Consider the following 12,898-nt stretch of genomic DNA (forward strand, 5'->3'; position numbering starts at 1 on the left):
TCAACCGACGATGAGGACGAAGTCGCCGCGCTGGGATGCCATCGACAGGGCCAGCGTGCTCCGGCTGGAGGCCAGGTCGGCGGCGGAGAGGGCCGTGCTCGGTGGGTGCGCGCGATAGCTGGCGTCTTCGGCGAGCGTGTCCCGCACCACATAGCCCATCAGCACGTTGACCAGTTCGCCCAGCGCATCGACGGCGAGTTCTTCGTCGCATTCCTCCGGCGTGATCGACAGCAATGAGCAGGCCATGGCCCGGGCGGTGGCGCGACTGCAGCCCACGCCGACCAGCAGGGATTCCGAACCGGCGTCGATGCGTACGTGCGCGGTGACGTCGCAGGCATCCAGCACGGCATCGTCCGCGATGCCCGATGCCTGGCACTGGCTGCCGGCCAGGCGCGGAAACAGCCGATTGCAGACCCGGATGGTGCTGGTGGCCATGTCGGCCAGCGTGTGGCCGGCAATGCCCAGCGCCAGCGCATGGTTGGCTTCGTCGAGGTCACGGCGATGGGCGACCAGTTCGGCGTCGAGCAGTTCTGCGCTCACCGCGCCCTGCTCGACCAGGATCTGGCCAAACAGCTTGCGGCCTTTCTTCTGGGCGGTCAGCAGTACATCGAGTTGCCCGGCATCCAGCAGGCCCATTTCCAGGGCGATGTCGCCGAAGCGCCGGTCTTCGGCACGCTGGCGCTCGTTGATGCGGCGGGCCTGCGCGGCATCCAGCATGCGATGGTGGACGGCCAGCTCGCCGAGCAGGGGATTGGACGCACGCTGCGCATCGAGCGCGGCGAGGAGTTGTGCGGAGGTGATGGTGCCGCGTTCCAGCAGGAACTGGCCCAGGAATTTCGCTGCCATGGTGTCGTCTCGTGCGGAAGTGAAGGAAGGGCGTGCGCGGCGGTCAGGCGACCGCTTCGTGCAGCACGCGATCCATCACTTCGGGATCGATGGGTTTCTGCAGGTACGACCGCGCGCCCAACTTCAGGCATTCCTCGATGTCGCTCTGTGCGCCGAGCGAGCTGAGGATCACCACGCGCGCCGCCGGATCCTGCGCGAGGATGCGGCTGAGGGCCTGCTTGCCGTCGCATTCGGGCATCACCAGGTCCATCAGCACCAGGTCGGGGTGCAAGGCCTGGTACTGGTTGACGGCCTCGTGGCCGTTGCCGGCTTCGCCGACCACTTCAAAACCGCAATCGGCAAGTTGGCGCGCAGCCAGCATGCGCAGTGCGCGCGAGTCGTCGCAAAGCAGGACGGTCGGACGTGACGTCATGGTGATGGATCCCCCTGTTGGATCGTTAGGGCCCCGCGGCGTTGGCCGACGCGGGGCGACATGTAGGCACTATCGGCCTGTCCGGGGAGATCTTGAGCGCGGGCGTGGGGCGATGCTCCGCAGATGTCAGGGCCGCGGGAGATTACCTGTCGCGAGCGCTTCCTCGATGCCGCTGAATGCCGAGCGCGCGCCGGCAGGGGAGCTTCCGGTATCGGTAGCGAAATAAGCCACGCCGGTACCCGCGCGCAGGTCCACCCACAGGCCCGAGCGCAGTCCGTACGCGTCGCCGGCGTGGCCGGCCCGTGCGATGCCATCACCGAAGGGATCGTCGCCGCAGCCCGCCACCGGAGTGGCCAGCGTCTGCACGGCCAGTCCGTAGCGGCAGAAGAAGGCGTTCGCCTGGCCGCTGCCGGTGTCTTCCTCGTGGGTCACGCCGTTGCGGCCGTCGAACGTCCATTGAGGACCCAGGAGTGCGGCGACGCTGGCCGGTTGCAGCAGTCGCACGCCGTCCACCTCGCCGCGATTGAGCAGCAGGCGGCCGATCTTCGCCAGGCCGTTCGCGGAAATGCGCAGGCCGCCCTGCGGGGAGAACAGGGCGCCGTTCTCGCCGGGCTTCCAGCGCGCAAGGTCGCAGGCCGCCCCGTCCCCGACCACCACGGCGCAGGCCGGTTTGCCGGCACGGTTGTCATCGCGCACCGGTTGGCCATCGCGGTACAGCACGACGGCGCGCGCGGCTGTCGCGCTGTCGCAGCTTTCCCAGTTGAAGCAGGCATCGAGCGGCAGCGGATCGATCAGCAGTCGTCGCATCAGCAGGTCGAAACGTTCGCCGGTGGCATTCTCCATGGCCATCGCCACCAGCGGGAAATTGAGGTTGGTGTAGCGGAAGTGCGTGCCCGGCGCATGCGCGTCGTCCCAGGCCTTCGGATCGTCGAGGATCGTCTTCAGTGGTTCGCCCAGCGGCGTGGCGTAGTAGCCGGCGGCGTCGGTGAGGCTGGACTGGTGCGACAGCAGCAGGCGCAGGGTGATCGGCGTGGCGGGGAAGCGCGGGTGGCGCAGCGTCCAGCCCAGATATGTCGAGACGTCGGCATCGAGATCGAGCTTGCCGGCGTCGACCAGCCGCATCACGCCGATCGCGGTCACCAGCTTGGAGATGGAGGCGACGCGCACGGGATCGTCTGCGGTGACCTTGCGGCCGGTTGCGAGGTCCGCCATGCCTTCCGCACGGGTACTGACGACGCCGTTGCGGTCGAAGGCAACGCGCACCTGCGCGACGGGCTCGGCTGCGGACGCCGCCGTGGACGCGACCAGGCAGGCAAGGGAAACCAGGATGCGGATGGAGCACAGGGACATCGGCCAGTACCTCGAGGGGACCGGCCCCGACTTTACTTCATCGTCGGCATCACGAATTCGGCGGCGTGCGTTTCCGGCCAACGGGCAGTGATGGTCTTCAGGCGCGTGTAGAAGCGCACGCCGTCCGGGCCATGCACGTGCAACGGGCCGAAGATCGAACGCTTCCAGCCGCCGAAGCTGTGGAAGGCCATCGGCACCGGGATGGGCACGTTGATGCCGACCATGCCGGCCTGCACGCGGTGGGCGAATTCGCGCGCTGCGCCGCCGTCGCGGGTGAAGATGGCGGTGCCGTTGCCGTACTCGTGTTCGTTGACCAGCTGCAGCGCGGCATCGAGGTCGGGCACGCGCATGACGCACAGGACGGGGCCGAAGATCTCCTCGCGGTAGATCGTCATGTCGGGCGTCACGCGGTCGAACAGGCAGCCGCCGAGGAAGAAGCCATCGGCGTGGCCATCGACCACATGGCCGCGGCCATCGACGACCAGCACCGCACCTTCCGCAACACCGGTATCGACGTAACCCCGGACCTTGTCGCGGTGCACGGCCGTGACCAGCGGACCCATCTCGGGGTCCAGGCAGCCCGGGCCGATCTTCAATGCGGCGACTTTCGGCGCGAGGTTGTCGACGAGCGCATCGGCCGTGGCATCGCCGACGCACACGGCGACCGAGATCGCCATGCAGCGCTCGCCGGCCGAGCCGTAGCCGGCGCCGAGCAGCGCGGATACCGCGCCATCGAGGTCGGCATCAGGCAGCACCACCATGTGGTTCTTCGCCCCACCCAGCGCCTGCACACGCTTGCCGTTGGCGGAGCCGCGCGCATAGATGTACTCGGCGATCGGGGTGGAGCCGACGAAGCTCAGCGCCTGCACGCGCGGTTCGTCGAGCAGCGCGTCCACCGCCACCTTGTCGCCGTGCACGACATTGAACACGCCATCGGGCAATCCGGCGCGCTTCAGCAGGTCGGCCATGAACAGCGCGGCGGATGGATCGCGTTCGGACGGCTTCAGCACGAAGGTGTTGCCGCAGGCCAGCGCCACCGGGAACATCCACAGCGGCACCATCGCGGGAAAATTGAACGGCGTGATGCCGGCGACAACGCCCAGAGGTGCGTACTCGCTCCACGAATCGACATCGCGGCCGACATTCAGCGAGTGCTCGCCCTTGAGCAGGTGCGGGATGCCGCAGGCGAACTCCACCACTTCCAGCCCGCGCGTCACTTCGCCGCGCGCGTCGGACAGCACCTTGCCGTGTTCGGAGGTGATGATCTTCGCCAGATCGCCGGCGTGCGTTTCCAGCAGTTCCTTGAAGCGGAACATCACGCGTGCGCGATTCAGCGGCGTGGTGGCGGCCCATGTGGGGAAGGCCGCGGATGCGGCGTCCACCGCCTGCTTCACTTCATCTGCAGAAGCCAGCGGCACGCGGGCGGTGACGGTGCCGGTGGCGGGATCGAACACATCGCCGAAACGGTCGCCCTTGCCGGCGGCCTTGTGTCCGTTGATGAAGTGGGAGAGCGCTTCGGTCATGACGGACTACCTGGTGGAATCCCTCGCCCCGCTTGCGGGGAGAGGGTGCCCGGAGGGCGGGTGAGGGGCGACGGAGCCTGTGTGGAAACTGCTATGCGATGTATCGAGTGTCCGGATGTTCGAGGTGTTTGGTGCGACCCGAATGCTGCGGCGCCGGCATGCCCCTCATCCGCCTTCGGCACCTTCTCCCCGCTCGCGGGGAGAAGGGAACAGCAGGATCAGGCCAGCGCTTCCCGCGCCGGCACGTACGCGTAACCCAGGTCGTCGGCGACCGCCTTGTAGGTGATCTTGCCGGCGTGCACGTTCAGGCCGTTGAGCAGATGCTCGTCGTCCAGCATGGCCTGCTTCGCGCCCTTGTTGGCCAGCTGCACCGCGAAGGGCAGGGTGGCGTTGGTCAGCGCGAACGTGGACGTGCGGGCGACGCCGCCCGGCATGTTGGCCACGCAGTAGTGGATGATGCCGTCCACTTCGTAGGTCGGGTTCTGGTGGGTGGTGGCCTTCGACGTCTCGAAGCAGCCGCCCTGGTCGATCGCCACGTCCACCAGCACCGAGCCGGGGCGCATCAGCTTCAGCTGGTCGCGCGAGACCAGCTTGGGCGCGGCGGCGCCGGGGATCAGCACGGCACCGATCACCAGGTCGGTGTCGGGCAGGCGTTCCTCGATGGCATCGCGGGTGGAATAGATCGTGGTCAGCTGATGGCCGTACAGCTCGTCCAGGTACTTCAGCCGGTCGAGCGAGCGGTCCAGGATGGTGACGTGCGCATTCATGCCCATCGCCATGCGCGCGGCGTTGATGCCGACCACACCACCGCCGATCACCAGCACTTCGGCCGGCTTCACGCCGGGCACGCCGCCCAGCAGCACGCCGGAACCGCCCTGCGCCTTCTCCAGCGCGTGCGCGCCGGCCTGGATCGACATGCGGCCGGCCACTTCCGACATCGGCGCGAGCAGCGGCAAGCCGCCCTTGCGGTCGGTGACGGTCTCATAGGCGATGCAGGTGGCGCCGGAGGCGACCAGCGCCTTGGTCTGCTCCGGATCGGGCGCGAGGTGCAGATAGGTGTAGAGCACCTGGCCGGGGCGCAGCATGGCGCACTCATTCGGCTGCGGCTCCTTGACCTTGATGATCATGTCGGCGCGCGCAAAGATTTCTTCGGCCGTGTCGACGATCTGCGCGCCGGCCTTGACGTACTGCTCGTCGGTCAAGCCGATGGCCTTGCCGCCGTCGCGCTGCACGAGGACCTGGTGGCCGTTCGAGACCAGCTCGCGCGCGCCGGCCGGGGTAAGGCCGATGCGGTATTCGTGGTTCTTTATTTCCTTGGGGACGCCAATCAGCATGTTGCTCTCCAGTAGCGGGAAGGGGCTTCGCGCGTGGGGAGCGCTGGTGCCATTGGTCCGTAATTTTACGCGGTTGCCCGTATGGTGTCCGCCAGGACATTCACGATCCGGTCGATGTGGTGCTTTTCCACGATCAGGGGCGGCGACAGGGCGATGACGTCGCCGGTCACCCGGATCAGTAGGTGGCCCTCGTGGAAAGCACGACTGAACACATCGTAGGCTCGCGCGCCCGGTGCACCGGTGCGTGGCGCCAGCTCGATCGCGCCGACAAGGCCGTAGTTGCGGATGTCCACGACGTTGGGCAAGCCCTTGAGCGAATGCAGCGCATCCTGCCAGTAGTCGCCGAGCTCCAGCGCCTTGTCGAAGAGGTTTTCTTCCTCGTACGTATCGAGCGTGGCCAGCGCGGCGGCGCAGGCCAGCGGATGGCCGGAGTAGGTGTAGCCATGGAACATGTCGATGGCGCTGTCCGGCCCGCTCATGAACGCGTCGAACATGCGGTCCGACACGAAAGTGGCGCCCATCGGCACGCAGCCATTGGTGATGCCCTTGGCGGCGGTGATCATGTCCGGCGTGACGCCGAACCGCTGTGCGCCGAAGGCATGCCCCACGCGGCCGAAGCCGGTGATCACTTCGTCGAAGATCAGCAGGATGCCGTGCCTGTCGCAGATCTCGCGCAGCCGCTGCAGGTAGCCCTGCGGTGGGATCACCACGCCGGCCGAACCGGAGATCGGCTCGACGATGACGGCGGCGATGGTGGAGGCGTCGTACAGCGCGATCTGCCGCTCCAGGTCTTCGGCCAGTTCGATGCCGTGCGGCGGCGGGCCTTTCGAGAATGCATTGCGCGACACATCCAGCGTGTGGCGGATGTGCGACACCGCCGGCAGGCCGGGGCCGAACCACTTGCGGTTGTTCGGCAGGCCGCCCACCGACATGCCGCCGAAGCCGACACCGTGGTAGCCCTTCTCGCGACCGATGAAACGCGTGCGCTGGCCTTCGCCGCGTACCCGGTGGTAGGCCAGCGCGATCTTCAGCGCGCTGTCCACGGCTTCCGAGCCGGAGTTGCTGAAGAACACCTTGTTGAGGTCGCCCGGCGCAAGCGCGGCCAGTCGTTCCGCCAGCCTGAACGGCAGCGGCGAACTCATCGAAAAATTGGGCGCAAAGTCGAGCGTGCCGATCTGCTGCCTTACCGCCTCGACGATGCGGGGCCGCGCATGGCCGGCGTTGCAGCACCACAGGCCGGCGGTGGCATCCAGCACCTCGTTGCCCTCGACATCGCGGTAGTACATGCCGGAGGCGCTGGCGAGCAGGCGCGGCTTGGCCTTGAACTGCTTGTTGGCCGTGAACGGCATCCAGAAATGGTCGAGCGAGGCAGGTGCCTCCAGGTTCTGGCGGGCGTAATGGTCGGCCAGGGCAGCTGAGGTGTCGTCGGCGCTCATCGCGGCTCCAGGGGACGGGACGGATGCGGGCAGCTTAGCGCGTTGAAAAAACTTTACAACTGATGTGCCGTGGGTCCCCCTGAGCGCATCGCTGTTGTAGGAGGGGCTTTAGCCCCGACGCTTTCACACCAGAAGCCTCGGGGCTAAAGCCCCTCCTACAAAACGCGGGTCCGGGGCTTTCCAACACGGCTGCCCAGGGGTGTAAAGTATCCAGCAACACTTTCCGCTTTCCTGTCAGGGTGGTGATGGACATCGGCGCACGCCTGCAACTGGTCCGCAAATCCAAAAGCCTCAGCCAGCGCGAGCTGGCCAAGCGCGTGGGCGTCACCAACAGCACCATTTCGCTGATCGAGCAGAACAAGGTCAGCCCGTCGGTGAGCTCGTTGAAGAAAGTGCTGGACGGCATCCCGATTTCGCTCGCCGACTTCTTCACGCTCGACCTGGAAAAGGGGCTGCCCGACAGTCCGTTCTATGTCGCCGACGAGTTGCCGGACGTGGGCAGCAACGGCATTCATTACTTCCTCGTCGGCCAGCACCGCCCGCAGCGCCAGATGTGCATCCTGCGCGAAGTGATGCCGCCGGGCAGCGATACCGGCGACAGCATGCTGGCGCACGACGGCGAGGAGGGCGGGGTGGTGATCGCAGGCGAAGTCGAGGTCACCGTTGGCGACCAGGTGCGCGTGTTGAAGGCCGGCGAGGGCTACTACTTCGAAAGCCGCACGCCGCACCGCTTCCGCAACGTCGGTGAAGAAGATGCGGTGATCGTCAGCGCCAATACGCCGGCGACGTTTTGATCGTTTGAGCCCCTCTCCCACCGGGAGAGGGGTTGGGGTGAGGGTCCGGCGAAGCCATGGCACTCCGGCATCACGGACTCCGCCCTACCCTCATCCGGCGCTACGCGCCACCTTCTCCCGGTGGGAGAAGGGAACATAGCCAGGAGCTTCCATGAGCAACCGCCGCACGCAACAGGACTGGCAAGCGATGGCCGGCACGCTGTCGATCCGCACGCAGGCCTTCATCGACGGCAAGTACGTCGATGCCGTCTCGGGCGAGACCTTCGACTGCGTCAGCCCGATCGATGGGCGCGTGCTGGGCCGGGTCGCCGATGGGCAGGAAGAGGACATCAACCGCGCCGTCGCCGCCGCGCGACGCAGCTTCGATGCAGGTTCGTGGTCCAACGCGCGGCCGACGCATCGCAAGAAAGTGCTGCTCAAGCTCACCCAGCTGATCGAACAGCATGCGGACGAGCTGGCGCTGCTGGAATCGCTGGACATGGGCAAACCGGTCAGCGACGCGCGCAGCGTGGACATCGCCGCCACCATCCGTTGCATGGGATGGACAGCCGAAGCGCTGGACAAGGTGTATGGCGAAGTCGCCGCCACCGGTCAGGACGAGCTGGGCCTGGTGACGCGCGAACCGTTGGGCGTGATCGGCGCGATCGTGCCGTGGAACTTCCCGCTGCTGATGGCGTCGTGGAAGCTTGCACCGGCGCTGGCGATGGGCAACTCCATCGTGCTCAAGCCGTCGGAGAAATCGCCGCTGACCGCGATCCGCCTGGCCGAACTCGCGATCGAGGCCGGCATCCCGGCGGGGGTGCTGAACGTGGTGCCCGGTTTCGGCAAGACCGCGGGGGAGCCGCTGGCGCTGCACATGGACGTGGACGGGCTGGTGTTCACCGGCTCCACCGCGGTCGGCAAGCGCCTGCTGCAGTGCGCGGGCCTGTCGAACATGAAGCGCGCGTACATGGAATGTGGCGGCAAGAGCCCCAACCTCGTCTTCGCCGACGCGCACGACCTCGACGTGGCCGCGAAGGCCGCCGCCGGCGGCATCTTCTACAACCAGGGCGAAGTCTGCACCGCAGCCTCGCGCCTGCTGGTGGAGCGGTCGATCAAGGATGAGTTCGTCGCGCGCGTGGTCGAGGCCGGCAAGGCGATGCGACCCCGCCATCCGCTGGATCCCGGCGCGCCGATGGGCGCGATGGTGGACGAAGGCCAGACGCAGCGCGTGCTCGACTACATCGAGAAGGGCAAGGCCGAGGGCGCGAAGTTGGCGCTGGGTGGCCAGCGCGCCGACGTGGTGAGTGGTGGGTGCTATATCGAGCCGACCGTGTTCGACGATGTGGCGCACGAGCACACCATCAGCCGCGAGGAGATCTTCGGGCCGGTGCTGTCGGTGATCGCCTTCGACAGCGAAGAGGAAGCACTGCGCATGGCCAACGACAGCGAATACGGACTGGCCGCCGGCGTGTGGACGCGCGACATCAGTCGCGCCCATCGGGTGGCGCGCAAGTTGCGCGCGGGCAGCGTGTGGGTGAACTACTGGGACGGCGGCGACATGACCGCGCCGTTCGGGGGCTACAAGCAGTCCGGCAACGGCCGCGACAAATCGCTGCACGCCTTCGACAAGTACACCGAAATCAAGGCGACGTGGATCAACCTGGGTAGCTGATGTTCCTTCTCCCCGCGCGGCGGGGAGAAGGGAGGCACATTGAGCACCGCGCGTTGTGGTTCTGCCAGAATCGCCCCGTCCAATCCCTCGGCCCGCCCATGACCGCTACCGCCGTTGCCTCAGCCCCTGCCAACTCTCCCGGCCGCGTGCTGTTCGCCAGCCTGATCGGCACCACCATCGAATTCTTCGATTTCTACATCTACGCCACGGCGGCGGTGCTGGTGTTTCCGCACCTGTTCTTCCCGCAGAGCGATCCGACGACGGCCACACTGCAGTCGTTCGCGACCTTCGCACTGGCGTTCATCGCGCGGCCGGTGGGCTCGGCGTTGTTCGGCCACTTCGGCGACCGTGTGGGGCGCAAGGCGACGCTGGTGGCGGCGCTGCTGACGATGGGCATCTCGACCGTGGTCATCGGCCTGCTGCCGACCTATGCACAGGTCGGCATCATGGCGCCGGTGCTGTTGGCGTTGTGCCGGCTGGGGCAGGGCATCGGCCTGGGCGGCGAATGGGGTGGCGCCGTGTTGCTGGCGACGGAGAATGCGCCCCCGGGCAAGCGAGCGTGGTACGGCATGTTCCCGCAACTCGGTGCGCCGGTCGGCTTCCTCTGCTCCACCGGCATCTTCCTGCTGCTGACCCAGGTGATGACGGACGCGCAATTCCTGGCCTGGGGCTGGCGCATCCCGTTCGTCGCCAGTGCGGCGCTGGTCTTCGTTGGTCTGTGGGTGCGGTTGCGGATTACCGAGACGCCGGATTTCCAGAAGGCGCTGGATCGCGACGAGCGCGTCAAGGTGCCGATGCTGACCACGGTGCGCGAACATCCCTTCGCGTTGCTGACCGGCACGTTCGCGCTGGTGGCGACGTTCGTGCTGTTCTATCTGATGACCGTGTTCGCACTGAGCTGGGGCACGTCGAAGCTGGGCTACACGCGCGAGCATTTCCTGATGCTGCAGATGGTCGGCGTGCTGTTCTTCGCGCTGACCATCCCGGTGTCGGCGCTGTATGCGGACCGGTTCGGGCGGCGCAACGCGATGATCGTGGCCACGCTGCTGATCATAGGTTTCGGGTTCGTCTTCGCCCCGCTGCTGGAATCGGGCAGTGACCTCGGCGTGCTCGCGTTCCTGGCGCTGGGGCTGGGCGCGATGGGGCTGACCTACGGTCCCTGCGGCACGATCCTGGCGGAGATGTTTCCCACGGCGGTGCGCTATACGGGCGCGTCGCTGGCCTTTAACCTTGCGGGCATCCTGGGCGCGTCGCCCGCGCCCTACATCGCCACGCGCCTCGGCGAACGCTATGGCCTGGCATCGGTGGGCTGGTATCTGGCCGCGATGGCGGTACTGACATTGCTGGCGCTGCTGGTGATGCCGCGCCGCAGGTAGCGTGCGCCATGTGCGGGGCCATGCGATGCCGGTGAGCGCGCGCGGTGCACGCTAGCCGAACAGTCGCTTCACGATGCGGCTCAGCCAACCGCCCTGCTGGTGGTCCTTCACGAACTGGTTGAGATGGCGCTTCACCGAATCCGCGTAGGCCTTGTCGTCGTTGCGGATGTGGTTGAACAGCCAGCGCGACAGCATGCTGCGCAGTTCGTCCACGATGTCCTCGCCGGCCTCGAAGCGCATGCGGTATTCGGAAACGCGTTTGGTGAACACTTCATGCACGCGCTTGTGCGCGGCGCTGAAGGGATAGCCCGCTTCCTCCATCAGCTCCTCCTCGAACGCGAAGTGCGACAGTGTGTAGTCGACCAGTTCATCGATCACCTCGGCCACGGCGAAGCGTTCCATCGACTTCTGGGTGATGTGCAGGTGGTTGATCATCTCCACGATGCGGCGGTGCTGGCCATCGATGATGTCGATGCCCGTATCCATGTCGTCCTGCCAGATCAGCAGTGTCATGTGCGGATTCCCCTGCCGGCGGATGCCGGAATGCCGGGGTAATCTAGGTGTGCGCCTGTGTCGCGGCATTGATCGGGATCAATGCCGCGACAGGTGGTCGCAGCAGAGGTTGGTCGTTGTAGGAGCGACGTGAGTCGCGACCATAGACCCAGCGGAATCGGCAGCCTCGGGTTCAGCCGACACCATTCCCGATGTTGTGCCGGCTTTTGCAGCGTCGACCCGACGCGGTTGTATCGACGTTGCGGTCGCGACTCACGTCGCTCCTACACAAGAGCGACGCCCCTCAGCCGCTGGACACCACCCGGTTCCGCCCACCCGCCTTCGCCAGGTAAAGGCGCCGGTCGGCTTCGCTGAGCAGATGATTGAGCGTCTGGCCCGGAAAGCGCGTCCGGAAGACGCCGATGCTGACCGTCATGCGCAGCTTGTGGCTGCCGATGTCGACTTCCAGCGCTTCTATCGCGGAGCGTAGCGACTCGAAGTACTCCATCGCTTCGTTTTCACCCAGGTAGGGCACCAGCGCACAGAACTCCTCGCCGCCGAAACGGGCGATCAGGTCTTGCGTGCCGGCATGTCGCGCGATCGTCTGCGCGACGGCCTTCAACGCGACGTCGCCGGCCTCGTGGCCGTAGGTGTCGTTGATGTGCTTGAAGTGGTCGATGTCGATGATCGCCGACGTCACCGACTGTTGCCGTCCCAGCGTATTGGGCAGCAGTGCGTGGCATTCGGCCAGGAAGTGGCGGCGGTTGGGCAGGCCGGTGAGGAAGTCGCGCGTGGCCAGGTCCTGCAGCGTGCCGATCAGTTCCAGCTGGTCGATGTTCTGCGAGACGCGGCAGAAGAACTCTTCGCGCGAGAAGGGCTTGTGCAGGAAGTCGTTGGCGCCGCTCTTGAGGAAGCGCGGCACCAGGCTGCCATCGCTGGTGCCCGAGATGCCGATGATCGCCAGGTGGTCGCGCGCATGCCGTGCACGCAGGCGCCGGGTGAACTCATGCCCCTTCATGCCGGGCATTTCCTGGTCGACGATGGCCAGGCGGATGTCCGGGTTGGCATCCAGCATCGCCAGGCCGGCCTCTCCATCCGCCGCTTCCACCACGCGGAAACCGTACATCGACAGCAGCGCCGCCGCATGCTGGCGTGCCGAGCGCGAGTCGTCGACGATCAGCGCGGCGATGCGGCGATTGCGTTCCAGCCGCTGCACCAGCCAGACCAGGTAATCGATGCTGCCCGGCGTGTTCTTGAGTACGTAGTCCACGACCTGCCGTCGCAGCACCTGTTCGCGCAGGCTGTCGTCGTAGACGCCGCTCACCACCACCGTGGGCAAGTGGCGCGAGAGGAAGAACTCCACCACCTCGTCGTGGCTGCCGTCGGCCAGCACCAGGCTGGTCACCACCATGAACCAGTCCGGGTGCTTCTCCAGCGTCGCGCGCGCCTCGCCCAGGGTGGAGGCATAGACCACCGGGAGGCTGAGTTTCTGCTCGATGGCCTCGCCGATCAGCCGCGCATGCGTGCGCGAGTTCTCCACCACCAGGATGCGCTGTGGCAGGGGCGGATTGCTCGCAGGGGCGGTTGGAACACGCAGGGGTGTCGGCATCGTCATCGGCGCCACGGGGTATCCATGTACCCGTTATCGGCCGCTCCGTGATGGACTTGAGAGCGCCGTCAC

11 protein-coding genes are annotated in these 12,898 nt (G+C 66.6%); 3 read left to right on the forward strand and 8 right to left on the reverse strand.

Going from position 1 to position 12,898, the window contains the following annotated elements:
* The 6 genes from IB223_RS05810 to IB223_RS05835 all read right to left on the reverse strand — a co-directional run bounded on the left by IB223_RS05810 (window position 1) and on the right by IB223_RS05835 (window position 6,901).
* The gene (locus IB223_RS05810; RefSeq protein ID WP_192200688.1) at window positions 1-846 is read right to left on the reverse strand and encodes a chemotaxis protein CheX; all 846 of its coding nucleotides are present in this window, start codon (window positions 844-846) and stop codon (window positions 1-3) included.
* Between the two features lie 43 nt (window positions 847-889).
* Window positions 890-1,258: a response regulator gene (locus IB223_RS05815; RefSeq protein ID WP_192200689.1), complete on the reverse strand. Its 369-nt coding sequence runs from the start codon at window positions 1,256-1,258 to the stop codon at window positions 890-892.
* A gap of 126 nt (window positions 1,259-1,384) precedes the next feature.
* Window positions 1,385-2,608: a serine hydrolase domain-containing protein gene (locus tag IB223_RS05820; RefSeq protein ID WP_192200690.1), complete on the reverse strand. Its 1,224-nt coding sequence runs from the start codon at window positions 2,606-2,608 to the stop codon at window positions 1,385-1,387.
* Window positions 2,609-2,640: 32 nt separating this feature from the next.
* Window positions 2,641-4,131: a CoA-acylating methylmalonate-semialdehyde dehydrogenase gene (locus IB223_RS05825; RefSeq protein WP_192200691.1), complete on the reverse strand. Its 1,491-nt coding sequence runs from the start codon at window positions 4,129-4,131 to the stop codon at window positions 2,641-2,643.
* A 218-nt stretch (window positions 4,132-4,349) separates the two neighbouring features.
* The gene (ald, locus tag IB223_RS05830) at window positions 4,350-5,465 is read right to left on the reverse strand and encodes an alanine dehydrogenase (protein ID WP_192200692.1); all 1,116 of its coding nucleotides are present in this window, start codon (window positions 5,463-5,465) and stop codon (window positions 4,350-4,352) included.
* 65 nt (window positions 5,466-5,530) lie between these two features.
* Complete coding sequence (locus IB223_RS05835) at window positions 5,531-6,901, reverse strand: aspartate aminotransferase family protein (RefSeq protein ID WP_192200693.1); 1,371 nt, start codon at window positions 6,899-6,901, stop codon at window positions 5,531-5,533.
* Window positions 6,902-7,146: 245 nt separating this feature from the next.
* Between IB223_RS05835 and IB223_RS05840 the strand changes: the two genes are divergently transcribed.
* From IB223_RS05840 to IB223_RS05850, 3 genes are all read left to right on the forward strand, one after another.
* Window positions 7,147-7,695, forward strand: coding sequence for a cupin domain-containing protein (locus IB223_RS05840; RefSeq protein WP_192200694.1), 549 nt, complete (start codon window positions 7,147-7,149; stop codon window positions 7,693-7,695).
* Between the two features lie 151 nt (window positions 7,696-7,846).
* Window positions 7,847-9,349, forward strand: a complete 1,503-nt coding sequence (locus IB223_RS05845) for an aldehyde dehydrogenase (protein ID WP_192200695.1) — start codon at window positions 7,847-7,849, stop codon at window positions 9,347-9,349.
* Window positions 9,350-9,447: 98 nt separating this feature from the next.
* Window positions 9,448-10,725, forward strand: a complete 1,278-nt coding sequence (locus tag IB223_RS05850; protein WP_192200696.1) for an MFS transporter — start codon at window positions 9,448-9,450, stop codon at window positions 10,723-10,725.
* Between the two features lie 51 nt (window positions 10,726-10,776).
* Here the strand turns inward: IB223_RS05850 and IB223_RS05855 are convergent, their stop codons facing one another.
* Both IB223_RS05855 and IB223_RS05860 read right to left on the reverse strand, forming a co-directional pair.
* Complete coding sequence (locus IB223_RS05855) at window positions 10,777-11,238, reverse strand: bacteriohemerythrin (RefSeq protein ID WP_192200697.1); 462 nt, start codon at window positions 11,236-11,238, stop codon at window positions 10,777-10,779.
* Window positions 11,239-11,521: 283 nt separating this feature from the next.
* A complete protein-coding gene (locus tag IB223_RS05860; RefSeq protein WP_225590948.1) occupies window positions 11,522-12,832 on the reverse strand; it encodes a diguanylate cyclase in 1,311 nt (436 codons plus the stop codon).
* Window positions 12,833-12,898 lie beyond the last annotated feature (66 nt).

The organism is Pseudoxanthomonas sp. PXM03 (assembly GCF_014852005.1).
Lineage (GTDB): Bacteria > Pseudomonadota > Gammaproteobacteria > Xanthomonadales > Xanthomonadaceae > Pseudoxanthomonas_A.